The following is a 26,327-nucleotide window of genomic DNA, read 5'->3' on the forward strand; positions in this document are numbered from 1 at the left end:
GAAGTGTTTTCGGCCTGATTGATTGATTGATTGATTGATTGATTGATCATTATATACCTACAAGGGTTTAAAAACCTTGCAGGATAGACTACGCTAATATATTCTCAGTTACTTTTTGTCCGTCTAACATTCTTATAATTCTGTGACTGTATTTTGCATCGTGCTCACTATGTGTTACCATGATGATGGTTGTGCCTGCTTCATTGAGATCTATTAATAAATCCATAACCTCATTACCATTGGTACTATCTAAATTTCCTGTGGGCTCATCGGCAAGAATTAATTTGGGTTTGTTTACAACCGCTCTTGCCACAGCTACACGTTGTTGCTGACCACCAGAAAGTTGTTGAGGAAAGTGATTTCTTCGGTGCATAATTTGCATTTTCTCTAAAACCGCTTCGACTTGCAGTTTACGTTCTGCCGGTTTAACACCTGTGTAGATTAAGGGTAATTCTACGTTTTCAAACACCGTTAGTTCATCAATGAGATTAAAGCTTTGAAAAACAAAACCAATATTGTGTTTGCGTAATTCTGAACGCTTGCGCTCATTATAACCAGCGACTTCCGTGCCGTTAAACATAAAACTACCACCATCAGGATCGTCTAGTAATCCCAAAATATTTAATAGGGTCGATTTCCCACATCCCGAAGGTCCCATGATCGCCACAAACTCACCTTCTTTCACATCAAATGATAATTTGTTTAAGGCTATGGTTTGTACTTCTTCGGTTTTATAGAATTTTTCTAAATCTTTTATTTGTATCATCGTATAAGTTTTTATCTTGTAGCTTTGGCTATTAGCCCTTAGTTATTGGTTGTTAATTTTAGTGTTTTTTCTATTCTCTATTATCTTGAATCTTGGTTCATGTCTCTTGTTTCTATTTCAAAATCAACTCTTCCGTATCTCCAAAAGCATCATAACTCGAGGTGACTACTTTATCTCCAGGATTTAAACCATCAAGCACCTCATAATATTCTGTATTCTGGCTTCCTAATCTTATGTTGACTTTGTACGCTGTGTTTCCATCTTCGCTGACTTTAAACATCCAGTTCCCTCCTGTTTTTTGAAAGAAGCCACCTTTCGCTACTAACAACGCTTCTTTTTCTGCACTTAAGGCCACACGAATTTGCAAATTCTGACCTCTACGAATGCCTTCAGGCACTTCACCTACAAATTTCATATCCACTTGAAAACGACCATTGGTAACTTGTGTAAATACCTTTTTAATTTCTAAAGTGTAGGTTTTATTATTCAACACAAAGGTTCCGGTTTGACCATTATAAATTCTAGAAATATAATGTTCATCAATATCTACTCTTACTTTATAACCAGTGATCACATCGACTTGACCTAACCGTGTGCCTTTATTAATAGACTGCCCGATTTCAGCATCTAGCGACGTTAACTGACCGTCAATTGGTGCTCTCACCACTAAATCGCCTACTTTTTTTCGCATAAGCTCTAATGCACTTTGCGTTCTGGCATATGAGTTTTTCGCTTGACTCACTTCTAATTTAGACGAAATAGTATCTTCAGATAAAACTTGTTTAGCCAGCTTCATCCGTTCTTTTTGGTATTCGTAATTATTCTGAGACGACTCATAATCCATTCTTCCTATCGCACCTTTTTCGTATAACCGTTTGTTTAAATTATAAACACGTTCGGCTTCAATCAGATTATTTTCAACATCTGTAAATTGATTTTGTCTGTTAATAGTATTTTGGCGCGCTGCATTTTGAGAAATCTGCATTTGGGTTAATAAATTATACACCGACGTTTCTTGGTTAATGAGACTCAATTCCAAATCGGTATTTGATAACCTTAGAATTGGCTCTCCTTTTTTCAACATAGCACCATCTTCAACAAACTTCTCTTCTACTCGCCCACCTTCCAAAGCATCTAAATAAATTGTAGTGATTGGAAGCACAATGCCGTTAACCGGAATGTTTTCTTGAAATACATTTTCACTTACTGTACTAATTGAAATACGCTCTTTATCCACATTCAATTTAGAACCACCTGAGGTTTGAAAAATAACATATATGATTAAAGCTATTATTGCAATAATCCCTATAGCTAATCCTATTTTTTGAGTTGAAAATTTCTTCTTTTGAATTGGAACGTCCATTATATATCTATTATTTATACTTTTTATATAGTGAAGATGATGCCAAAAACACAAAATATTGATTTTCAACATATTATTGTTTTTATCAAAACTAAAAGTGTCCGATTTTGATACACTTTATGTTCGAAAATGCACACTTTTAAACACTACTAAAATTTTATTTTTTGAATTTTTATAAGCTGAATTTAATATCGTAATATTGTATGGATGGTATTAAAAAACGCTACAATATTAGTTATAGACGATGATGTTGATGTATTAACAGCATTACGCTTGCTTTTAAAACCACTGGTTAGAGAGGTGGTTACCGAAAAGAATCCGAGTAATATTCTATCTCAAATTGAGAAGACTGCTTACGACATTATTGTTCTAGACATGAATTTTAATGGTTTAGTCAATACAGGTAATGAAGGTATTTTTTGGCTAAATAAAATTCGACAACAAAAACCTGAAACCTCTGTTATTTTGATGACCGCTTATGCCGATATTGATTTAGCCATACGCGGATTAAAAGAAGGAGCTTCTGACTTTTTAATGAAACCTTGGAAAAATGAAAAAATCGTAGAAACCATGACTACGATTCTTGGTCAGAAGACATCTCAAAACAGTACAAAGAACCAACTTCAAAATAATTCTGTTGACATTATTGGTGATAGCGATGTGATGACTGATGTATTTATGAAACTTAAAAAAGTGGCTCCAACAGATGCTAATGTTTTAATCCTTGGTGAAAATGGTACTGGTAAAGATTTAATTGCTCGTGCGCTTCATGATAACTCTAATAGAAGACATCAACCTTTTGTAAAAGTCGATGTTGGTGCCTTAACCGAATCCTTATTTGAAAGTGAATTATTTGGGTATAAAAAAGGAGCTTTCACAGATGCTAGAGAAGATAGAAAAGGTCGATTTGAAGCCGCCCATGGTGGCACACTATTTTTAGATGAAATAGGAAATATTAGTTTGAGTCAGCAAGCCCGATTACTCACCGTCCTACAAAACAGACAAGTGACTCCTTTGGGCTCAAATGAATCTATTTCTATAGATATTCGGTTGATTTGCGCTACTAATATCAATCCTCAAATTTTAGCAGACGAAAAGAAATTTAGAAAAGATTTAATTTACAGAATAAATACCGTTGATATTATTGCTCCACCACTTAGAGATCGTGGTACGGATATTACAGCATTAGCACATCATTTTATAGCTTTATATGCTGAAAAATATAATAAAAGTCCGTTTTCTTTTGATTCCGGATTCATTTCAAAATTAAAAAAGCACGACTTCCCTGGTAATGTAAGAGAACTTCAATATGTTTTAGAACGTGCAATTATTATGACTGACGGCTCGGTTTTAAAACCAGAAGATTTAGTATTTTCATCTATAGAGCGTTCATCGACCTCTACAAATATGAAAACTCAAAGTTTAAACTTAGACGATTTAGAAAAGAACGCCATTTTAAATGTCCTTGAAAAAAATAAAGGTAATGTTTCAAAATCAGCTAAAGAATTAGGTATTACCAGAGCAGCTTTATACAGAAGACTAGAAAAGTATGAACTATAGAAGTTATATTCTTTGGCTCTTTTTTAGAGTGCTTCTTTTAGTAGGTGCCATACTCGCGTTAGTGTATTCTATTTACAAAGATCAATCCGCTTATATTGTTATTATTAGCATCATGCTACTCTATTTATTTATAAACACCTATACCTTTGTAAAACGTCGTTTTGAAGCTATAGATGATTTTTTTGAAGCTGTAAAATATCGTGATTTCTCACGTTGGTTTCCAGAAGACAGAGGTCCTAAAGATATTCGGTTTTTGTACACAGGTTTTAATGAGATTAACAGAACCATTAAAGACATCAATTCACAAAACGAAGCACAATATGTGTATTTACAGAAGATTTTAGAAATGGTAGACATCGGAATTATTGCTTATAATCTCGAAACTGGAGATGTCTTATGGAGTAACGAGCCATTTGGAGACATTTTAGATGTCCCATCTTTTAAAAATATCCGCTTTGTTGAAAACAGAAAACCAGAATTGTATAATACCGTTTTTGAAACGTATCATCGCGAACCGGATTCGATTTCCATTGCACTTCAAAATGAAACTATAAAAATTTTAATTTCCGATACGGTATTTCAAGTAAAAGATGATGCATTTAAATTGATTGTCATTCAAGATATTGATAATACGCTGAATAAAAATGAATCGGAATCTTGGAAGAAGTTATTAAGTGTGATGACCCATGAAATTATGAATTCCATTGCGCCTATTTCATCTTTAGCCGATACGCTTCAACAAAACTTACAACTCGCTATTGAGCATCCGGAAGAAACACGTTTAGAATTAGAAGACTTAAATGCTGGAGTCAAAACCATTAAAAACCGCAGTGAAGGCCTTTTAAAATTTGCGAAAACCTATAGAAGTTTGAGTAAAGTGACACACCTCAACTTACAACGTGTTAAAATTGAAGACTTATTTAGTAATATCCAGCTTTTAATGGAACCATCCATAAAAGCCAAAGCTATTGCCATTACATTCGAGGTTACCTCACCCAAATTAGAATTAGATATTGATGCACATCTTATAGAACAAGTACTTATCAATCTTATTTTAAATGCTGTTGACGCCTGTAAGAGTAAAGACCATTCAGAAATTAAAGTATTAGCATCTCAAAACCCAAATAGAGATATTGTAATTAAAGTTTTAGACAATGGCTCTGGTATCCCAAAAGATATTCTAGAGAACATATTTGTGCCTTTCTTTACTAGTAAAACTACGGGAAGTGGCATAGGATTAAGCCTTTGTAAGCAAATTATGTTGCTTCATAAAGGCAGAATCATTGTTAAAAGTGTAGAGGGAGAAGGTTCTGCATTTAGTTTGATTTTTTAATCTTTAAAATTCCCTATACCTTCTTTTAACCATGCCTCATATTCTTCAATATTTGGAGTGTAAGCAACAGGCTCAATTAGATTTTCTTCATTATGATCCATCAATACATAATATGGCTGTGTATTCGTTTTGTATTTAATGGTTTGCATTTCGCTCCACTTTTGTCCCTTGTTTTTCAATTTTTTACCCGGTCGTAATTTTGAATCTGGCGCTTCACCCTCAGGAAAATCAATTTGTTCATCTACGTACAATGAAATTAAAACAATATCATTTTTAAGTTTTGACAATACTTTTGGATCTACCCAAACATTTTGTTCCATTTTACGGCAATTGACACAAGACCAACCTGTAAAATCTAGCATCACAGGTTTTCCTACTTTTTTGGCATAAGCCAAACCTGTTTCGTAATCGTTGAATGCGATGATATCGTGTGGCGCTAATAAATGTGCGCCTTCGGGAACTTCAACCGTACCACTACCACCTTTAGAATTACCAACACCATATGGAGATTCAGAATAATCCAACGGAGGCGGAAACGCACTTATAATTTTTAAAGGTGCTCCCCAAAGTCCAGGAATCATGTAAATCGTAAACGTCAGCGTTAGTAAGCCAAATAATAATCGTCCTACTGAAATATGCTTTAGTGGAGAATCATGTGGTAATTGTATTTTACCAAAAAGATATAAAGACAATGTCCCGAAAATGGCAATCCATATCGCGATAAATACTTCACGTTCTAAGAAGTGTAATTGTAATACTAAATCGGCTTGTGATAAGAATTTAAACGCTAATGCTAATTCTAAAAATCCTAAAACGACTTTTACTGTATTTAGCCATCCACCAGATTTTGGTAATGAATTTAACCAACCCGGAAATGCTGCAAATAAAGCGAATGGCAAGGCGATTGCAGATGAAAATCCTAACATTCCTATAACTGGAGCGATGCCTCCTTTAGAAGCCGCTTCTACTAAAATTGTTCCCACAATTGGCCCTGTACAAGAAAACGATACAATAGCTAAGGCTAAAGCCATAAAGAAAATACCAACAAGACCACCTCTATCGGCTTGTTTATCTGCTTTGTTTGCCCAAGAATTTGGAAGTACAATTTCAAAAGCTCCCAAGAACGAAATGGCAAAAACCACTAATAATATAAAGAAGATGAGATTAAACCAAACGTTTGTCGCTAAGGCATTCAACGCATCAGCACCGAAAATAGCCGTTATTATGGTTCCTAATAACACATAAATAACGATAATTGATAATCCATAAATGATAGCATTACGGATGCCTTTGGCTTTAGATTGACTTTGTTTGATAAAGAAACTTACCGTCATTGGTATCATTGGAAATACACAAGGAGTTAATAAGGCGACAAATCCTGAAAAGAACGCGATAATAAATATAGACCATAAGCCTTTGCTCGACTCGTCGTCAGTTGACTCAGAATTCTCAGTAACATCGGAAGAAGCCACAATAGTCTTAGTTAAATCATATTCTAAATCGACATAGGTTGGTGCTGTGCATTGTGTATCATCACAAGACATGAAACCAACTTCTGATTCTATTGTAGTAATAGTAGAATCTGTGAGTTTAATTTTTTGTCTAAACTCTGTTTTATTTTTAAAGTATTTAATCTTCATCTCGAAGACCTTATCCATACTTTCTTCTCCGTTTTCTTCATGAGTAGTACCGAGTCGTTCTACACCGTCTTTCAGAGTATAATCGAAACTTGTTGGTATTGGTCCACCGTCTTCAATATGTTGAGCATATAACTTCCAACCCTTATCTATTGTTGCTATTGATACCAGTATGAATTCAGTGTCATTAAGTTTTTCTACAGCAGTACTCCATTTAACAGGTTCGAGGATTTTAGTTGTGGCCCCCATTAAATCTAAAGATGGCAATCCGGCTGAATCTTCTTCAACCGTTTCAGCATCCTTCAAATTAAACTTGAGATCAATATAATTTGGAGGTAGGCATTTTTCGTCATCACAAACCATAAATTCTACTTCTCCTTCTACTAATGACAATTCCTCATTCAGCACTTTAATACGTTGTGTAAACTCGGCTTTGTTTTCAAAAAAGGTAATACGCATTTGAAAAACAGGATCGTCAACCGTATGACCTTCGTCTTCTGAGGTTTCGCCAACTAACTCAAAATTCTCATTTTCTGTAAATGAAAAACCAGTCGGAATGGGTCCATTATCTGGAACATTTTGAGAATATAAATGCCATCCAGAATCAATAGTGGCTATGGAAACAAGGTCGTATTCAGTGTCCGACACTTTTTCAACTTTAGTTTCCCATTTTACGGGGTCAAAAACTTGCGAAAATAAATTGAATGAAAATGAAAAAGCGAAAAGGCTTAGTAGAAGTACTTTTTTAAAATTCATGAACGACATGTTATGTTAATTTGCAAATGTAACAGATGCATTTCTGTTTTACAGTTACAGTCGTCTAATTTATAAAAATCTTAAGAATATTAGATAAGAAATAGCAGTATAAAAAAACCGAACACTAGGTTCGGTTTATTAAGATTATGATTTCACCTTAATGTTAAGTTTATCTGAGTGTTTCCATTTAGAAAGGCCACCCTCCAAATCGTATATCTTTTCAAAGCCGGCTGCTTCAAGTTTCCTAGCACATTTAGCACTACTTCTTCCAGAATTACAATACAGAATAACAGGCTTAGCTTTATCGAGTTTTGAAATATCCTCATCAAAAGTTGGGGATTTAAAGTCAATATTTTGGGAGTTGACAATATGCATATCTTCATGTTCTTCCGGAGTACGGATATCAATTAATTGCACATCTTCTAACTTTAAAATAGACTGCATTTCTGCTGCCGTTACGAGCTGAACTTCAGAATTATTTAGTGTACTATTTAAACAGCTAGTACTTAAACTTGCTATGAACAGCAAACAACATATTGCACCTATTTTTTTCATAATATTTAGTATTGAATTATTCAATATGAGTAACTTCACCTTCCCATTCATTGAATCCACCTACAAGATTGTAAGCATTTTCAATTTCTAATTGATTCATAATAGCACATGCTTGTCCGCTTCTGTTTCCAGACCTACAATACACATAAAAGTTTTTTGATTTATCTAATTCTTCAACCTCATTAATAAACCCTTGACCTTTAAATATGTCTATATGAATTGCATTAGGAATTATTCCTTCATTAACTTCATCTTGTGTTCTAACGTCTAAAACAATAGCATTGGTATCTGCTTCTAATTGTTTTGTCCATTCTTCTTGTGATAAATCAGCCATTTTTCTTGTTCTTTATTTTTAGCAAAATTAACATTTCATTATGATATAGACGTAAAAAAACGGAAAGTGTTACATTTCGAGATCATTTTTTTTAAATACTTCGCTATGCGATTCCATGTATGTATTTAAAAATGCGCTTTAAAAGATCGTATCAACCTAAGTCCACCATATTATAACTTTAACATAATATTAAGGTGATACCTCAATAAAACAAATACATTTGTCTATACAATTGTTGTATATGAAAGAATTGAACGATATCTTAAAAAATAAAGCAGATATGCCCTTATCACGTGCAACGGCTGTAAATATTTATTACACCGCGTCATGGATGAAGGAGGACTTCTTACTTGCATTAAAACCATACGATTTATCTGTAGAACAATTTAATGTTCTTAGAATTCTTAGAGGTCAGCATGGAAACCCAATCAATTTGCAAGACATACAAGAACGTATGATTAGTAAAATGAGCAATACAACACGATTAGTAGATAAATTGATTAAAAAAAACTTTGTACAACGTACGATTTGTAAAAGCAATAGACGAAAAGTTGAAATTTTAATTACGGATCTGGGTTTACAAACATTAGAAACAATGGATCCTATTATTGATGCTACTGAAGAAAATATGACCAAAAATTTAACTCAAGAAGAGTTGATACAATTAAACACCCTTTTAATTAAACTTAAAAACAAATCATTATGAAAAACAAAAATTCGAAAATTGCCATGCTATTAATTTTAGCCTTATCATTTATGTCTTACACGACATTAAAAGATAAAACTGTGAAAGTTGAAGACAGTTCAATAATTTGGAAAGGTTATAAAGTTGGTGGTGAACACACGGGAACTATTAACCTAAAGAGCGGGATGCTATCTTTTGATGGTGCAACCTTAACCGGTGGAACTTTTACTATTGACATGACCTCTATTAACACTACCGATTTACAAGGCGAATACAAAGGGAAATTAGATGGCCATTTAAAATCCGATGATTTCTTTGGAGTAGAAGAATTCCCAACAGCGACCTTAAAAATTACATCAGTTACTGGTAATGATGGAAACTATAATGTCAAAGCTGATATAACAATTAAAGGTAAAACAGAAGCGATTTCTTTTCCTATGATCGTAAAAGGAAATTCAGCAACGGCAAACCTAAAAATTGATAGAACAAAACATAACATCACATATAAGTCGCCGTCATTATTAGAAACTATAAAGGATAAGGCCATTTATGATGACTTTGATTTAAATGTAACGCTTAAGTTTTAGTCCCTAGGTAATACATATAGCATTTAAATTTTGATTCTTGTTTTTATAAAAATTTTTAAAAACAGGAATCTTTTTTATTAAAGTGTTTGAAATCCGAAATTTGATTTCTATCTTTGATGTTCAGATGAAAATAAATACAAATCATACTTGGTGGTGGAATTTCTCAAACTTACGTTCGTGAACTAACCCTTGGTATGTAATACTTATATAAAAAAAGGCTTGTCATTCACGACAAGCCTTTTTTAATTTAACAAAATACTGAAATAAATTCAGCACAAATGAAAACATTTAGTTTAAACACACATTATAAAAAAATACTTGCAGATACTATTACTCCAGTTAGTATATATCTAAAAATAAGAGATAAATTTCCTAACAGTATTCTCCTAGAAAGTAGTGACTACCATGCCAACGACAACAATTTTTCATATATCTGCTGTAATCCAATCGCTTCTATAAAAGTTGAAGGAGATATGATTCATCAAACCTATCCGGATGGAAGTTCTAAAAGTAATTTTATAGAAACCGTTGGTGTAGTTGAAGAAATCCACAAATTCACACAACGTTTTAAAGTAGATTCTAATGACGAATTCAAATTTATAAATAATGGTATTTTTGGATATACCGCTTACGATGCCGTTAAATATTTTGAAGATGTAGAGATTTCAAAAAAAGATAATTCAGTTAATATTCCTGAAATTTACTATGCCGTCTACCAAAATATAATTGCCATCAATCATCAAAAAAGTGAAGCTTATATTTTTGCACATTGTTTCCATAGCGAAAATAACATCGACGACATTCTTCAACTCATTCAAACAAGACAATATGCATCTTACGATTTTAAACCCGAAGGAAATATTGAATCCAATTTAACAGATGATGAATACAAACAACATGTAGAATTGGCTAAACAACATTGTGGCAGAGGTGATGTTTTTCAGTTGGTATTGTCTAAACAATTTTCGCAGCAATTTAGTGGAGATGAATTTAATGTTTACAGAGCCTTAAGAAGTATCAACCCCTCTCCTTACCTCTTCTACTTTGATTATGGGAATTTTAAAATCTTTGGGAGCTCACCAGAAGCGCAATTAGTAGTGAGCGAAGGAAAAGCCGAAATTCACCCAATTGCAGGTACTTTTAAACGAAGCGGTAATGATTTAAAAGACGCGCAACTTGCCGAAGAATTAACAAAAGACGATAAAGAAAATAGCGAGCATGTGATGTTAGTTGACTTAGCACGAAACGACCTCAGTAGAAACGGAAGTAACGTGACTGTTGAAAATTATAGAGAAGTTCAATTCTTTTCGCACGTTATACATTTAGTGAGTAAAGTTACAGGAACAATTCATAAAAACACGGACACCATGCAAGTGGTTGCAGATACATTTCCGGCAGGAACTTTAAGCGGAGCACCAAAACATAAAGCCATGCAATTGATAGAAAAGTATGAAAAAACCAGTAGAGGATATTATGGTGGAGCGATTGGCTTCATGGATTTTAATGGTAATTTTAACCATGCGATTATGATTCGTACGTTTTTAAGTCAGAATCATAAATTATTTTGGCAAGCAGGAGCTGGATTAGTGGCAAAGTCAAATCCAGAAAGTGAGTTACAAGAAGTTTACAATAAATTAGGTGCTTTAACCAAAGCGATAGAACAGGCTGAAAGTATTTAATTAATTTATCATTCCTGCGTAGGCAGGAATCTATTTTAAAGATTGAAGTATAATTAAAAAGATTCCCATTTGCATGGGAACATTAAGATGAAAAAAATATTAGTCATAGATAACTACGATAGTTTCACATACAATCTGGTCCATTATTTAGAAGACTTAGACTGTGAAGTTACCGTAAAACGAAACGATAAATTGACACTAGATGAAGTTGATGCTTTTGACAAGATCGTATTATCGCCTGGTCCTGGAATTCCTGATGAAGCAGGTTTACTAAAAGAAATCATAGCAACCTACGCTCCAACAAAAAGTATTTTGGGTGTATGTCTAGGGCAACAAGCGATTGGTGAGGTCTTTGGAGGTACATTAGAAAACTTAGATAATGTGTATCACGGTGTAGCAACACATGTCACAGTTTCGGTTGATGATGAATCCCTATTTAAAGGTTTAAATAAAACATTTGAAGTGGGTAGATATCACTCTTGGGTTGTCAACGCCAATTTACCAGATAGTTTAGAAGCTACCTCATTTGATGAAAACGGACAAATTATGTCACTAAGACATAAGCTTTATGATGTTAAAGGTGTGCAATACCATCCGGAATCTGTTTTAACTCCTGATGGGAAAAAGATTTTAAAGAATTGGGTGAACAGTAAGAAGTGAGAAAAAATTAAAATATAATTTGGGAAGAAACAAAAATCAGTAAAAATTAATGTCCCAAATTCCGACATCGTCGGAAACATCAAAATTAAGAAATAATGAGCGAAAGAACGAAGATGCGAGGCACAGCCTCAAGCACGAAGTTCTGAAAGTGAATGATACTTTAGCAAATGCATTGCATTCACGAATTCCTTATTAAAAAAATACGAATCAATGAGTAATTGCTTATTTTGATTGTGATTTTTGGTTCGTTTATTCGATGATGTTATTTTATGGAGCTCATGATGTGCTTCGGAATTGCATCAAGGCAAATGAACAAAGAAAAAATATAATTTAGAAGAAAGTAATTAAAACCAGATTCCCACTGTAGTGGCAAGTAAACATGAAACAACTACTAAACAGACTCATTAACCAAGAAAGCATCTCAAGTGAAGAAGCAAAAAACGTCTTGGTTAATATATCCGAAGGACAATACAACCAAAGTCAAATCGCTTCTTTTTTAACGGTTTATATGATGCGCAGTATCACTACTGAGGAACTTAGAGGATTTAGAGATGCCCTTTTAGAATTATGTATTCCAGTAAATTTAGAAGGATACAATACCATCGATTTATGTGGAACCGGAGGTGATGGCAAAGACACTTTTAATATTTCAACATTGTCATCATTTGTTACGGCAGGTGCCGGAGTTCAAGTTACAAAGCACGGGAATTACGGTGTGTCATCGGCTTGTGGTTCGTCTAACGTTATGGAAAGCTTAGGTATAAAGTTTACTAATGACATTGACTTTTTAAAACGAAGTATAGATGAAGCCGGCATTTGCGTTTTACACGCTCCACTATTTCATCCTGCCATGAAAAATGTGGCTCCAATCCGAAAAGCATTGGGGGTAAAAACCTTTTTCAATATGTTAGGGCCTATGGTTAATCCTGCATTTCCTAAAAACCAAATGGTTGGTGTTTTCAATCTTGAATTACTACGTCTCTACAGTTATTTGTATCAAGGCTCTGATAAAAATTATGCCATTGTTCATGCTTTAGATGGCTATGATGAAATTTCATTAACAGGGAAAACTAAGGTGATTTCTAATGCTTCAGAAACCTTATTTGAACCAAACGAATTAGGCGTCAACCAAATTGAACAATCAGAGATTTTTGGTGGAAACACCGTAAAGGAGGCAGCAAAATTATTCATTAAAATTATTGAAGGCAATGGTACTGAAGCTCAGAACAATGTTGTATTTGCAAATGCAGGGTTGGCCATTGCCACAGCACAGCAAATTTCCCACAAAGAAGGATTTGAACTAGCGAAAGAATCCCTTATGAGTGGAAAAGCAAAGCTAACTTTAGATAAGTTGATAGCGTTAAGCAATACATAAATTGGCCGTGTTAAGTATACAGGCTAATTACTGTGAACTAAACACTAAATACCGAACATTGAATACGAAATTATGAACATTTTAGACAAAATAGTAATAGATAAACGCAAGGAAGTTAATCTAAAAAAAGAATTAATTCCAATTCAAGCGTATGAGCAACTGCCTTATTTCGGAAGGAAAACAAACTCATTATCAAAAAAATTAAGAGCAAGTCAGACTGGTATAATTGCAGAATTCAAACGCAAATCTCCATCTAAATCTATTATTAATGATACAGCTTTAGTTGATGATGTCGCTATGGGTTATGAAAGTGCCGGTGTATGTGGCATGTCGATTTTAACTGATGAAATTTATTTTGGCGGTTCTATGGACGATTTAATGACTGCTAGAGAACACTGCGAATTGCCATTACTTAGAAAAGAATTTATTATTGACGAGTATCAAATTATAGAAGCCAAAGCTATTGGAGCAGATGCTATTTTACTCATTGCAGCCATTTTAACAAAAGCCGAAATTAAGCAGTTTTCAGAAGTGGCCAAAAGCCTAAATTTAGATGTATTATTAGAAGTTCATAATGAAGAAGAATTACACAAATCCATCATGCCTTCTTTAGATATGCTAGGTGTAAATAATAGAAATTTGAAAACTTTTGAAGTCAGTTTAGAAATTTCAAAACAACTAAGTGCATTAATTCCTGATGACTTCGTAAAAGTATCGGAAAGCGGTATCAGTTCCGTTGAAGCCATAAAAGAATTACAACCTTATGGATTTAAAGGATTCTTAATTGGAGAGAACTTTATGAAAACGGATCATCCTGGAGCAAGTGCAACTCAATTTATAAAGGACCTAGCAGGTTTATAAAACCTAGCAGGTCTAAAATTAAAAAAAGGAACGAATTAAATTTAACATTACGTCAAGTGATTTTTGACGCATGAAAAAAATTGTATCGAGAAGAAATGAATAGATTCCTGCCTTCGCAGGAATGACAAAAATTAAAAAGCGTGATGAGATTCCCGCTTTCACTGAAATATATGAAACTAAAAATCTGCGGAATGAAATTTAAAGACAATATAGAAGCTGTTGCAAGCCTGCAACCCGACTTTTTAGGCTTTATATTTTACGATAAATCTGCTCGAAATTTTGATTCAATAATTCCAGATATTCCAACATCGATTAAAAAAGTTGGTGTCTTTGTAGATGAAACACTAGAAACTGTAAAAGAGAAAATAGAAAAATATAATTTACAAGCCGTTCAACTTCATGGACAAGAATCTCCTGAGTTTTGTGCAGCTATAGACCATGTTGAAGTCATCAAAGTATTTAGTATTAAAGATGAATTTAATTTTGAGGTGCTTCAACCTTATGAAGCCGTTTGTGACTACTTTTTGTTTGATACTAAAGGAAAACTACCAGGAGGCAATGGTTTCACCTTCAATTGGAATGTTTTAAAAAACTATCCATCAACCAAACCTTATTTTTTAAGTGGAGGCATCGGGTTGTATGAAATTGAAAAAATTAAAGAATTTAAAGAAAGTCCAGCCTCAAACTATTGTTACGCCATTGATGTGAATAGTAAATTTGAAATTGAACCTGGATTGAAGAATATTGAAAAGTTAAAAAAGTTTATAACGCAGCTGTCATTCCGCACGTGATGCGGAATCCACAATAAAAATCAAAAAATAATAGATTCCTACCTTCGCAGGAATGACAAAGGATTATGAAAAACACATACAACATCAACAACAAAGGCTATTACGGAGAATTCGGTGGAGCATATATCCCCGAAATGCTCTATCCAAACGTAGAAGAATTACGCCAAAACTATCTGAAGGTAATGGCAGAACCTTCATTTCAAGACGAGTTCAATCAACTTTTAAAAGATTATGTTGGTCGTCCTTCGCCACTCTATTTTGCCAAACGTCTTTCGGAAAAATATAATACCAAAGTGTATTTAAAACGAGAAGACCTCAACCATACAGGGGCTCACAAAATCAATAATACCATTGGTCAAATTTTAATGGCACAACGTTTGGGTAAAAAACGGATTATTGCGGAAACAGGAGCTGGTCAACATGGTGTCGCAACCGCAACCGTTTGTGCTTTAACAGGTATTGAATGTGTGGTTTACATGGGCGAAATTGATATTGCACGTCAAGCTCCAAATGTCGCCCGAATGAAAATGTTAGGAGCTAAAGTGGTTCCTGCATTATCTGGAAGTCGTACGCTAAAAGACGCCACTAATGAAGCCATTCGCGATTGGATTAATAATCCTGTGGATACGCACTATATTATTGGTTCTGCTATTGGACCACATCCTTATCCGGACATGGTGACCCAATTTCAATCTGTTATTTCCGAAGAAATAAAATGGCAATTACATGAAAAGGAAGGTAGAGAAAACCCAGATTATGTCGTGGCTTGTATTGGTGGCGGTAGTAATGCTGCAGGAACGTATCATCACTTTCTAGATAATGAAGAGGTTGGTATTATCGCTGTAGAAGCAGCTGGAAAAGGCATTCATTCTGGGGAAAGTGCTGCGACCTCTGTATTAGGAAAGGAAGGGATTATTCATGGGTGTAAAACCTTATTGATGCAAACTAATGATGGACAAATCACAGAACCTTATTCTATTTCAGCAGGATTAGATTATCCTGGTGTTGGTCCTCTACATTCACATTTATATAAAACTGGTCGTGGTGAATTTTATTCAGCTACAGACGACGAAGCCATGACTTCTGGTTTGGAATTAACGAAGCTTGAAGGAATTATTCCGGCTATTGAAAGTTCTCATGCTTTGGCCATTTTTAAACATAAAACCTTTAAACCTGAAGATGTGGTAGTGATTAGTTTATCTGGTCGTGGAGACAAGGATTTACAGAATTATATTGATTATTTTAAGTTGTAACTGACTAAAACTTGAAATCGAATTTGAAGCTTCAAAATGAAATATTAACAATCGGAATTTAGGATTTAGTTTTTGGAATTTGGTTTATTAGCAATACATTTACAATTACCAAATTATTTATAACAATAATATGTCTGAAACGGTTTTAGAACTTAGAGATGCTACGATTTACCAAGGTGATAGTATGGTGCTGTCTAAGGTGAATTTTGAAATGAAAAAAGGAGATTTTGTCTATCTTATTGGCAAAACAGGAAGTGGGAAAAGTAGTTTCATGAAAACGCTTTATGGTGATTTACAATTAACCGAAGGCGAAGGTTCTGTTGTTGATTTCAATTTAAAAACCATGAAAGAGAAAGACATTCCATTTTTAAGACGAAAATTGGGTATTGTTTTTCAAGATTTTAAATTATTACCAGACCGTACGATTATCGGAAATTTAGAATTTGTATTAAAAGCGACTGGTTGGAAAGAAAAAGACCGCATTAAAGATCGCATTGATGTTGTTTTAGACAAAGTAGCCATGAAAACCAAAGGCTTTAAATATCCACACGAGTTATCTGGTGGAGAACAACAGCGTATTGCTATAGCACGTGCTTTATTAAATGATCCTGAATTGATTTTAGCAGATGAACCTACCGGAAATTTAGATCCTCAAACCAGTATTGAAGTTATGGAAGTGCTTCAAGACATCAATAAAAACGGAAATACCATTTTAATGGCCACTCATGATTATGCTTTGCTTTTAAAATACCCAAGTAAAACACTGAAGTGCGACGAAAATAAAGTCTTCGAAGTGGTACAGCGTAAGAGCTAAAGCACTCGAATGTAAAGCACCAAATTACATTTAGTAACCCTTGTCAAATCTATGATTTCTGTTTTAATTCCTGTTTATAATTATAATATTTCAGACTTAGTTTCCGAATTACATAAGCAGTTAATAGCATCGGACATTTCATTTGAAATATTGTGTTACGATGACTGCTCTAATAATGTAAAACTGCAGGATGGTAATACAAATATAAATTCACTCTCGCATAGTAAATATGCTATAATGCCAAAGAATGTTGGTCGTAGTTCTATTAGAAATAAGTTGGCCAAAAATGCAAAATACGACTGGTGTTTATTTCTAGATGCAGACGTTATTCCTAAAAATAGCAACTTTATTAGTACGTATATTGATGCCATTACAGAAAAATCTCAGATTATTTATGGTGGCATTTTATACCAAGAAAAACGCGTGGATGATTCGCGAATACTACGATGGATCTATGGCAATAAAAGAGAGGCTTTATCGGCTGAAGAACGAAACAAAAACACGTATTTAAGTTTTTTAACTCTTAATTTCTTAATACATAAAACTATTTTTGACACCGTCCGATTTAATGAAGCCATTCCTAACTTGCGGCATGAAGACACTTTGTTTTCATATGATTTAAAACAAGAGAACATCACAATAGAACATATAGAAAACCCCGTATACCATCTTGGTTTAGATGACAGCGAAACCTTTTTAAAAAAATCTTTAGACTCGGTTGGGGCCATCGACTTATTTATTAAGCAAGATTTATTACCGGCTAATTACACCCGAATCACTAAGTTGTACTCTAAAATTAAAAATAAAAGAATTTCAAAGTTACTCGCTTTTCTGTATCGTAAATTTGAAAATGTTTTTAGGAAGAATTTATTAGGTAAAGCCCCTTCACTTTTTATTTTTGACCTATACAGATTAAGTTATTATTGCGCTTTAAATTCAAAAAAGTAAATGACATTTTTCTCTGTAATCATATCCGTTTATAACAAGGAAAAACATATTCAATCTACAATTGAAAGTGTACTACACCAAACATTCAAAGATTTTGAAATTATAGTGATCAACGATGGTTCTACTGATAATAGCGAAAAAATTATTAACGCTTTCAACGACGAACGCATTACGCTTATCACGACCCCTAATCAAGGAGCTTCGAATGCCCGGAACAGCGGTATAAAAGCAGCAAAATCAGATTATATTGCGCTCTTAGATGGTGATGATACTTGGGATTCATCTTATCTACAGCATATGTATGATGCGATTCAAAAATTTCCAAATTCAAAACTCTTCTCTACTGGGCTTGCTCAAAAATATAAAGACAAGATTACTCCGGTTAATTATAGTTTTATTCAAACTGAAACCCATGGATTACATAATTATTTTGAAGCCAGTAAAAAGTATACCTTAATTACAAGTTCTAGTGTCGTTTTTAACACATCTATCCTAGAAAAAACAGGTGTATTTGACACAGAAATTGCCACAGGAGAAGATACTGATTTGTGGATTAGATTTGGACTTCATTTTAGTGTACTATTTATAAATAAACCTTTGGCTTGTTATAATTATGATGATTATAGCTTATCTAATACAAATTTTGATATGGATAAAAAACCAAAGTTTAACCAGTATATTGAGCAAGAAAAAGACAATTCTGATTTAAAAATATTTTTAGATAGAAATAGGTATTCAATGGCAATACTTAGTATTTTAAAAAATGATAAAAAGCACTACAAATTTTATGTTTCCAATTTAGATGCTACTAACTTAAGTCTAAGACAACGTTTTCTTCTAAAATCACCGAAATGGTTACTTTTATTATTACTTCAATTACAGTCCTTAAGAGGAGAATGGTTAATTTACCCTAAAAGCTGATTACAAAATTTACTATACTCGCGTATATATTCATTTTCATCATAATTTGTAGATGCTAATACCAAGCACACAGCGCCTGAAGAAAAATTTTCAATTTCTCTCCAAATTTGTATAGGTATATACAAGCCTTGATTGGGCTTATTAAGCATTATTCTTTGTTTTCTTTTACCGTCATCAACAATCACCTCAAAACTCCCACTTAAAGCAATAATAATGGATTCCTGATTTTTATGGGCATGTCCGCCTCTAAAACTATCATTTGGCACATCGTATAAATAATATACTCGTTTAATAGGAAATGGAATAGTGTCTTTTTCTATTACCGCTAAATAACCACGCTCATCATGAACTTTAGGGATGTTAATTATTTTTACGCTTTGTATAGTATTCATGTCATTATTTTAATTCAATAATTTTTGCCATTGTTTTACAATATAAGCTTCAGAGAAATGTGCAACGCTTGGTTTTGCACGCTCTTTAATATGTAAATATAAATCTTTATCCTCATACAAAAGGTTCATCGCACTTGCTAAAGCAACAGGTTTATAATTTTCAATTAAAAGACCATTTTGGCGGTGCTGAATAATTTCGTTGGGTCCAGACTTACAATCCACAGAAATCACAGGAGTACCTAACGATAGTGATTCTAAAATAGACCTCGGAAAACCTTCATATCGACTTGTTAACAAAGTAAATAAAGCATGTTTTACTAGTTCTGAAGGGTTAATAATATAAGGTAAGAACTCTACCGTTGAAGATAAGTTTAAATCTTTAGATTTCAGTTTTAATTTTTCCAAATCTTTACCCTCACCTAAGATTTTAAGTTTCACATTATAAGCTGGTAATTTAGATTTAGCATAAGCGTCCAATAACAAGGAAATATTTTTTACGTCATCATCTAAACGACCAAAAAATAGAATATAGTTTTCTTTTTTTTCTGTCATTACCGTGGTATTGTCAACGGATACAGCGTTATAAATTGAGGTTACATTATCAAAATTATAACGTTCAGCTACGCTATTAGCAATGGCCTTAGAAACACCCACTATTTTAAACGCATTACCATAGGTTAATCTGGCCAAAACACGATTAGGATTTATGTACAAATCAATATTATAACTACGAATACAGTAAATTGTATTCTTAGGATTATAAATAAATTGAGATATAATATATTCTTTTATACTACCAATTCTGGTTCGGTTATCTATGATAAAATCAAAATCGTTGACTTTCAAATAAGCTTTTAAAACCTTTAAACGCTGAAGCCTGCCTAGCCTGGTATCATTGTTCTCTTTTAATTCACCAAGATTAAGTAATTTACCTTTATATGGAAACTCTATATCATTGAGCACACTAACGATATGTACGTCATAACCAACGTCAAAAAGCATTTGAGATAATAAGCCAGAAGAGCGTTCGGCGCCACCTTTTCCCAAAGAGGATACAACAATACAGATCTTTTTATTATTAGCTTTTAACATTAACTAGTATCTTTGATACAAATGTAACATCTATATTTCAATGATATTCTCTATTTAGATTATTCTTGAAAATGTTGGATAACTTAGCTCAAAATAATTAGAATTTACGCATGAAAATTTTACTGGTTGGCGAATACAACAGGTCCCATAAGTATTTAAAAGAAGGGTTACAAAACTTAGGACATGAAGCAATGGTTGTTGGTTTGTGCGATGGCTTCAAAAAAGTAAATGTTGATATAGAAATAAATCAAAAATTTAGAATAGGTCCACTTAAAAAGTTGAGATCTTTAATTATGCGTTTTTTCTCAATTGATTTATATTTTATTCACTTAAGAAAACAATTATTAAAGCAAAAATCCGAACTTGAAAACTACGATATTGTTCAATTTATAAACGAGTCAGCGTTTCTCTGCTCAGCTAAAGATGAACAAATTTTATTTGATCTCTTAACTAGCTGGAATAAGAAAGCATACTTATTATCTTGTGGCACAGACTACTCTAGTGTAAAATTCTCACTTGATAAAAAATTTAGATACTCTATACATACTCCATATTTTGAAGGCCGTATAAAGCCAACAGATTTCTCGTTAGGTCTAAAATATGTAACGCCTGAATTTGTAAAATTACACCATCATATTTATAATACAATTGAAGGCGTAATTAGTTCTGACCTCGATTATTACATTCCTTTAGAAAACCATAAAAAACATTTAGGAATGATTCCCCATGTGATAAATGTTGATAGCATCCCTTATCAAGAACCTAATTTAGAGGGAAAACTAACAATTTTTCATGGTATAAATAGAGCTAGCTACTATAAAAAAGGGCATGACATTTTTAATGCCGCATTAGATATAATTGATACAAAATACAAAACAAAAGTCAATATAATTAAAGTTGAAAATTTACCCTACAAAGAATACATCACAGCTTTTGATACTGCTCATATCCTATTGGATCAAATCTACGCCTACGATCAAGGGTACAATGCCTTAGAAGCTATGGCAAAAGGAAAAGTAGTGTTTACAGGTGCTGAAAAGGAATGGGAAGACTATTATAATGTAACACCAAATACAATTGTCATAAATGCGTTACCAGACGCCCAAGCAATTGCCTCAAAACTAGAATGGCTCATTGAAAACCCTGAGAAAATAATTGACATTTCTAAGAATGCACGTCAGTTTGTAAAAAAGTATCATGACCATACCGAAAATGCGAAGTTATTTCTAGAAAAATGGGCTTAATTTTTTTTCGGAAATCGAAGCTCTAAAGACACTCGTGTTATATCTTCATTTTCGTTGACTGCCGCACCATGGATTAAAAATGGAGAAAATAATAACGCCTCACCTTCCTTGGGGTTGGGTCTCGTCATCTTAATCTCACCAGATTTTGTCTCTAAAATACAAGGCACATTATAAATATTACCATTAATTTTTGCACCTCTACTTTCGGTTCTTAAAACCTCATTTTCAGGTATGAGATGACTTTTTGCAACTACTGGCAAAGATGATTTCTTATTACAGCCTGCAATGGGCAACCATACATTAACAATATCCTCCCAATAGCTTAAATATCCGTCTCTGTGTGGTGGATTTATATCCAAAGAGTTTGGCCTGCTTATTCTAATTTGAATATGGGATTTTTTAAGCTCTTCTACATAAGATGTCAGTCCATATCCTAAAATATCTCCAAACCGTTTTGCTAGTGCGTCTATATCGAAATCAAAATCTGAAGTTTCAAGATTACGTGTTATAGCGATCACCTGATTATGAAGTGCGTCAGTAGTTACATAGTTGTGATAATCCTTTATGTCAAACAAGTCATGCTCTACAGCTACATTATGAGTCTTTAAAGCTTCAATTAAAATAGCCTTTACAGATTCTTGAAGCTTTAAAAAATCATGAACTTCAAATGCTTTAACACAACTAAAACCCTCATTTTCCCAAGACATTTTAGACAAAACATTATCGTGTTGCTGATACAGTAATTTAGGTTCTCCCCAAAAGAAATCCCCCTCTACTTTAAATTCAAAAGGTTTATTATCAATAAACAACTTACATGTTTTTTCCATCTGTAGACTTATTTTTTTTGATTACTGAAGTATATTTTTATGACAAAAAAGACCATTATAAAGTAAATAATATATCGCACAAAATGAGCAATTACAATTCCTTCCGTTCCATAATATTGAATAAACACCTTAGACAGTACAAAAAACAATGCTAAGGACGCAATCTCAGTAATCACAAAACTTTTTACCAATCGTTTCGCTAAAAACTGATGTGATAAGACCAAGGCTCCTAATCTCACAAAATCACCTAATAATTGCCATTTAAATAGCGGTTTCATTCCTAAGAAATCTGGATAAATAAGTAGAATAATATAATCTTTAAGAAGATAAACCAAAAGCATACCTAAACCAAAAATAGGCAGAATCGTTTTATAGATATTAAAAACTTCAACCTTAAACTCATTCTTATTATGAATACTCGCAAATTTTGGAAGCACGTATAGTGTAAACAATCCAGTAGCAAATACCATATAATTTTTAGAAATAAATGTTATGGCTGTCCAATACCCAGCTTCGTTAATACTGATTTCATCTGCAACCAAAGTTCTAATATTCAACTCTATATAATTCAATAAAAATGTGGAAATAAATGACATCAATGTAAATGCCAATAATTTGTTTTTATAAATAAGATTAAGACTTAAGGACTTAAATTTTACATAGTTTTTTAAAGTTTTGCCAAACACAAGAGCTAAAACTATCAATTGAAAAACAGGTGCCAATGCGATTGCTATAATTATACCTTTTAATTCGGAAGTATACAATCCTATTACAACTGCTCCTGTTGCTAAAAGGTAGCTAATTAATTCAATTTTAGCGTAGCGTTTATAATCTGACAGCCCGCTAACCACGGCATTCACAACGCGCCCCACAGCAATAAAAGGTACGATAACAGCTAATAGTTGAAAAATATAAATATAATCTTGGGACTGAAAAAGATAATCCGACAGATACGATGATCCAAAGAATAAAACAGCAGCAGAAACAAAAGAACCTATTATAGCGAAAACGGTAACTGTAGAAAATACTTTAGAAAGTTCGGGCTGATTATTTCTAAATTCAGCGACATATTTAACTATTCCATTAAATGTACCTAAGGTCGATGTACTAGTTAGCATGGCTAAAACGTTCCTCACTTGACCTATACTTGCATAGCCAGCTTCACCAACAGTAACAGAAAGTAAGCGTTGAATAAATGCAGAAACAATTAACCGAATCGTAATCACAACAGCATTTAGCGACGTAATCTTAAGCACTGTATTACTACTAATAAATTTTGGAAGCTTCACCTGTTTGTTTTTATTAATCGTCTGTTTTTTCTTGATCTAAAACACCAAACAAAGAACTACTAAAAAGTAATATTATTATACCGAAGTACATAACATAACTTAAACAATACCCCATAACAGCACCCTCTACTCCAAATTCATCGATAAGATAAATACTAGAAATATACATCATCGTAAATAAGAATATTTCTAAAATTAAGAAATGAGCAAACATTTTTTTTGCTAAAAATTGATACACAATTACCATAGAAAGCACACGTGCAATATCTCCTAAAATTTGAAATCCGAATAAATCCTCAACAGGTCTAAAATCTTCTGTAAATAATACATTTATAAGTAATGATCTGCTTAAATAAATAAGAAGAAGTATAATTAAAAAAGGGGGCATAATGGTTTTATAAAAGCCAAATACTTCCTTTCTAAACGCTTTTTTTGAATTTATTTCAGAAAATCGTGGTAAAATATAAAGCGCCATTAACGAATTAAAAAACATTAAATAATAATCTGAGACGCGAGTCATAGCTGTCCAATAACCTGCAGAATTTATTCCTATTTCATCTATAAGGTAATTTCTAATAATAATCATTACCAGAGGCAGTGCAATAGCACTAACCAAAGCCATTACCATGTACGGACTCAATTTCGTTATAATAGAAAAACTAACTTGCGTGATCTTTATAGAGGACATCAAACTGCGTCTAAATGCTATACCAACGATTGTAATTAACAAATTAAGTGCAGGTGTAATCACTATAGCAAGTAATGCTCCGTCTATATTATCTTGATATATTAATAGTAAGGTGACCAATAGCCCTAAAATCTGCCCAAGAATATTAATAATGAGTAAATACTTATGCTTAGAGAACCCATTCATAATGGCAAAAGCAAACATATTTAAGGCATAAAACGGTAAAACAATAGCTAGCGTTTTTATAATATATGTATATCTATAACTTGAAGAAAAAATTAAACTATTTATAAACTCAGCATTATAATAACACAAAAAAGACAAGAGTACTGACGAGAAAAACCCGAAATAAAATACGGTAGATAAGGTCTTAGTAAGCTGAACAATATCCTCTTTAAACTGACTTATCAATCTAACAACACCTTTGTACAGTCCTGAAATAGACAAGGACTGAAGCGCACTCATAAAGTTCCTTAAATTCCCAATAAGCGCCATACCTTGTGGACCAATATAAATGGCAATAAATTTAGAAACCAAAATACCTGCGACAATTCTAAGGCTAAGATTAGCCAAATTTAAATTCACAGCCTTTACCAGCACTTCATTGTTAATATATTGGAAAAATTTCTTCAATTAATAGGTATTTAAAACATCTATAACCGTTTGAATATCTTGTTCTGTCATCACAGGACTCATAGGCAAACTTATAATTCTTTTATGGATCTTTTCTGTTAGCGGCAACTTAATATGAGAAAAATCTTTCAATGCCTCTTGTTGATGCGGAGGAATTGGATAATGGATTAACCATTGGATTTGATGCTTATTTAGGAATTCAATGAAATTTGACCTATCATCAACCTCAATAACAAAAGCATAAAATACATGATTTTTAGTACCATCATAGAATGGCAACTTTAATTTTGAATTTTTTATACCGGTCAAATATGCTTTAGCTATTTTGCGTCGTTGATCATTATCACTATCCAAAGTTTTCAATTTTAAACTTAAAAATGCCGCTTGTAGATCATCTAAACGACTATTAAAACCAATCATTTTATTAGTATACTTTTCTTTGCTGCCATAATTACGTAATAATTTTATGACATCCACTAATTCTGAATCGTTCGTGGTAACTCCTCCTCCATCTCCAAGTGCTCCTAAATTCTTAGTTGGATAAAAACTGAATGCGGCTGCATCAGATAAGTTTCCAGCCTTTCTGTTATTTAAATTTGAAGTTGCGCCATGAGCCTGAGCCGCATCTTCAATTAAAAGCAAATTAAAATCTTGAGCGATTTTATGAAAAACTTCTACATCTGCAAGTTGCCCATATAGATGCACCATAATTATAGCTTTAGCTTCCCGAAATAGTTCTTTATCTGTATCGACAGCAATGTTATAAGTATCTGGATTGGGCTCAACTAAAACAGGAACTAATTCCGCATGTAAAACAGATAAAATCGTAGCGATAAACGTATTTGCAGGAACAATAACCTTATCCCCTTTTTTTAATTTACCGAGTTGTATGTATCCTTTTAAAATTAACATCAACGCATCTAAACCGTTGGCAGTACCAACACAGTATGTCGTGCCGCAATAGTCTGCAAATTCATTTTCGAAAGTGGTAACGTTAGTGCCAAGGATAAAATGAGCATCATCTAAAGATTTACTAAACGCGGCTTGAAAAGCATCGCGAAAACGGTCATTAATTTTATATAAATCTAAAAACTTAATCATCAATTTAAAATTAGAAAACAACTATCTGACTTCACTAATTGCATACTCATCAGATAAACCTGTGAAATATAAAACAACAATTGGTTAAATTAAAACTTTAAGATATTTGATTTCATCACATTTTTAAAAACATTCCTATATTATGTTTCAATTCAATTTTAATAATGTAAACGCTAAGAATTG

The 26,327-nt window shown here is 33.0% G+C and carries 25 protein-coding genes; 14 read left to right on the forward strand and 11 right to left on the reverse strand.

All coding sequences use genetic code 11. The annotated features are described in order from the left end of the window. Window positions 1–88: 88 nt before the first annotated feature. Entirely contained in the window at window positions 89–766 is a 678-nt protein-coding gene (locus KO515_RS03730) for an ABC transporter ATP-binding protein (protein WP_215935041.1), read from the reverse strand. Between the two features lie 112 nt (window positions 767–878). Further along, window positions 879–2,129: an efflux RND transporter periplasmic adaptor subunit gene (locus KO515_RS03735; RefSeq protein WP_215935042.1), complete on the reverse strand. Its 1,251-nt coding sequence runs from the start codon at window positions 2,127–2,129 to the stop codon at window positions 879–881. A gap of 207 nt (window positions 2,130–2,336) precedes the next feature. On the opposite strand from KO515_RS03735, the gene KO515_RS03740 reads away from it, so the two are divergent. Both KO515_RS03740 and KO515_RS03745 read left to right on the forward strand, forming a co-directional pair. Next, window positions 2,337–3,689 carry a sigma-54-dependent transcriptional regulator gene (locus KO515_RS03740; RefSeq protein WP_215935043.1) on the forward strand — a complete coding sequence of 451 codons (1,353 nt, stop codon included), beginning with the start codon at window positions 2,337–2,339 and terminating at the stop codon, window positions 3,687–3,689. Continuing rightward, entirely contained in the window at window positions 3,679–5,022 is a 1,344-nt protein-coding gene (locus KO515_RS03745; RefSeq protein WP_215935044.1) for a sensor histidine kinase, read from the forward strand. Before KO515_RS03740 ends, KO515_RS03745 begins: the two co-directional genes overlap by 11 nt. Here the strand turns inward: KO515_RS03745 and KO515_RS03750 are convergent. The 3 genes from KO515_RS03750 to KO515_RS03760 form a co-directional block, all read right to left on the reverse strand. Next, complete coding sequence (locus KO515_RS03750; protein WP_215935045.1) at window positions 5,019–7,415, reverse strand: protein-disulfide reductase DsbD family protein; 2,397 nt, start codon at window positions 7,413–7,415, stop codon at window positions 5,019–5,021. The two genes, KO515_RS03745 and KO515_RS03750, sit on opposite strands and share 4 nt — an antisense overlap. A gap of 144 nt (window positions 7,416–7,559) precedes the next feature. Then, window positions 7,560–7,970 carry a rhodanese-like domain-containing protein gene (locus KO515_RS03755; RefSeq protein ID WP_215935046.1) on the reverse strand — a complete coding sequence of 137 codons (411 nt, stop codon included), beginning with the start codon at window positions 7,968–7,970 and terminating at the stop codon, window positions 7,560–7,562. A gap of 16 nt (window positions 7,971–7,986) precedes the next feature. Then, a complete protein-coding gene (locus KO515_RS03760) occupies window positions 7,987–8,304 on the reverse strand; it encodes a rhodanese-like domain-containing protein (RefSeq protein WP_215935047.1) in 318 nt (105 codons plus the stop codon). Window positions 8,305–8,545: 241 nt separating this feature from the next. On the opposite strand from KO515_RS03760, the gene KO515_RS03765 reads away from it, so the two are divergent. The 11 genes from KO515_RS03765 to KO515_RS03815 all read left to right on the forward strand — a co-directional run bounded on the left by KO515_RS03765 (window position 8,546) and on the right by KO515_RS03815 (window position 18,878). Next, window positions 8,546–9,010 carry a MarR family winged helix-turn-helix transcriptional regulator gene (locus KO515_RS03765; protein ID WP_215935048.1) on the forward strand — a complete coding sequence of 155 codons (465 nt, stop codon included), beginning with the start codon at window positions 8,546–8,548 and terminating at the stop codon, window positions 9,008–9,010. Continuing rightward, a complete protein-coding gene (locus KO515_RS03770; RefSeq protein ID WP_215935049.1) occupies window positions 9,007–9,576 on the forward strand; it encodes a YceI family protein in 570 nt (189 codons plus the stop codon). Before KO515_RS03765 ends, KO515_RS03770 begins: the two co-directional genes overlap by 4 nt. Before the next feature lie 278 nt (window positions 9,577–9,854). After that, the gene (locus tag KO515_RS03775; protein ID WP_215935050.1) at window positions 9,855–11,255 is read left to right on the forward strand and encodes an anthranilate synthase component I family protein; all 1,401 of its coding nucleotides are present in this window, start codon (window positions 9,855–9,857) and stop codon (window positions 11,253–11,255) included. Between the two features lie 87 nt (window positions 11,256–11,342). After that, window positions 11,343–11,915 (forward strand): anthranilate synthase component II, encoded by a 573-nt coding sequence (locus KO515_RS03780; protein WP_215935051.1) that lies wholly within the window; start codon window positions 11,343–11,345, stop codon window positions 11,913–11,915. A gap of 379 nt (window positions 11,916–12,294) precedes the next feature. Beyond that, complete coding sequence (gene trpD / locus KO515_RS03785) at window positions 12,295–13,290, forward strand: anthranilate phosphoribosyltransferase (protein WP_215935052.1); 996 nt, start codon at window positions 12,295–12,297, stop codon at window positions 13,288–13,290. 72 nt (window positions 13,291–13,362) lie between these two features. Continuing rightward, complete coding sequence (trpC, locus tag KO515_RS03790) at window positions 13,363–14,151, forward strand: indole-3-glycerol phosphate synthase TrpC (RefSeq protein WP_215935053.1); 789 nt, start codon at window positions 13,363–13,365, stop codon at window positions 14,149–14,151. 170 nt (window positions 14,152–14,321) lie between these two features. Then, complete coding sequence (locus KO515_RS03795; protein ID WP_215935054.1) at window positions 14,322–14,942, forward strand: phosphoribosylanthranilate isomerase; 621 nt, start codon at window positions 14,322–14,324, stop codon at window positions 14,940–14,942. A 65-nt stretch (window positions 14,943–15,007) separates the two neighbouring features. Next, the gene (gene trpB, locus KO515_RS03800; RefSeq protein WP_215935055.1) at window positions 15,008–16,195 is read left to right on the forward strand and encodes a tryptophan synthase subunit beta; all 1,188 of its coding nucleotides are present in this window, start codon (window positions 15,008–15,010) and stop codon (window positions 16,193–16,195) included. A 130-nt stretch (window positions 16,196–16,325) separates the two neighbouring features. Beyond that, window positions 16,326–17,009: a cell division ATP-binding protein FtsE gene (locus tag KO515_RS03805; protein WP_215935056.1), complete on the forward strand. Its 684-nt coding sequence runs from the start codon at window positions 16,326–16,328 to the stop codon at window positions 17,007–17,009. A gap of 51 nt (window positions 17,010–17,060) precedes the next feature. Beyond that, entirely contained in the window at window positions 17,061–17,957 is an 897-nt protein-coding gene (locus KO515_RS03810) for a glycosyltransferase family 2 protein (RefSeq protein WP_215935057.1), read from the forward strand. Next, window positions 17,958–18,878, forward strand: a complete 921-nt coding sequence (locus tag KO515_RS03815) for a glycosyltransferase family 2 protein (protein ID WP_215935058.1) — start codon at window positions 17,958–17,960, stop codon at window positions 18,876–18,878. It abuts the gene before it with no gap. Here the strand turns inward: KO515_RS03815 and KO515_RS03820 are convergent. Both KO515_RS03820 and KO515_RS03825 read right to left on the reverse strand, forming a co-directional pair. Next, window positions 18,863–19,270: a sugar 3,4-ketoisomerase gene (locus tag KO515_RS03820; protein ID WP_215935059.1), complete on the reverse strand. Its 408-nt coding sequence runs from the start codon at window positions 19,268–19,270 to the stop codon at window positions 18,863–18,865. The genes KO515_RS03815 and KO515_RS03820 overlap by 16 nt on opposite strands. A 9-nt stretch (window positions 19,271–19,279) precedes the next feature. Then, window positions 19,280–20,362: a glycosyltransferase gene (locus tag KO515_RS03825; RefSeq protein ID WP_215935060.1), complete on the reverse strand. Its 1,083-nt coding sequence runs from the start codon at window positions 20,360–20,362 to the stop codon at window positions 19,280–19,282. A gap of 110 nt (window positions 20,363–20,472) precedes the next feature. Between KO515_RS03825 and KO515_RS03830 the strand changes: the two genes are divergently transcribed. Continuing rightward, the gene (locus KO515_RS03830) at window positions 20,473–21,606 is read left to right on the forward strand and encodes a glycosyltransferase (protein ID WP_215935061.1); all 1,134 of its coding nucleotides are present in this window, start codon (window positions 20,473–20,475) and stop codon (window positions 21,604–21,606) included. Here KO515_RS03830 and KO515_RS03835 read toward each other — a convergent pair. The 4 genes from KO515_RS03835 to KO515_RS03850 are packed head-to-tail and all read right to left on the reverse strand — an operon-like array spanning window position 21,603 to window position 26,144. Then, the gene (locus KO515_RS03835; RefSeq protein WP_215935062.1) at window positions 21,603–22,433 is read right to left on the reverse strand and encodes a phytanoyl-CoA dioxygenase family protein; all 831 of its coding nucleotides are present in this window, start codon (window positions 22,431–22,433) and stop codon (window positions 21,603–21,605) included. The two genes, KO515_RS03830 and KO515_RS03835, sit on opposite strands and share 4 nt — an antisense overlap. A gap of 8 nt (window positions 22,434–22,441) precedes the next feature. Next, window positions 22,442–23,722: an O-antigen translocase gene (locus KO515_RS03840; RefSeq protein WP_215935063.1), complete on the reverse strand. Its 1,281-nt coding sequence runs from the start codon at window positions 23,720–23,722 to the stop codon at window positions 22,442–22,444. Between the two features lie 13 nt (window positions 23,723–23,735). Next, window positions 23,736–25,043 carry an O-antigen translocase gene (locus KO515_RS03845; protein ID WP_215935064.1) on the reverse strand — a complete coding sequence of 436 codons (1,308 nt, stop codon included), beginning with the start codon at window positions 25,041–25,043 and terminating at the stop codon, window positions 23,736–23,738. Then, on the reverse strand, window positions 25,044–26,144 hold the full coding sequence (locus KO515_RS03850) for a DegT/DnrJ/EryC1/StrS family aminotransferase (RefSeq protein ID WP_215935065.1): 1,101 nt from the start codon (window positions 26,142–26,144) through the stop codon (window positions 25,044–25,046). Window positions 26,145–26,327 lie beyond the last annotated feature (183 nt).

The organism is Winogradskyella psychrotolerans (genome assembly GCF_018860545.1).
In the GTDB taxonomy this organism is placed as follows: Bacteria; Bacteroidota; Bacteroidia; order Flavobacteriales; family Flavobacteriaceae; genus Winogradskyella; species Winogradskyella psychrotolerans_A.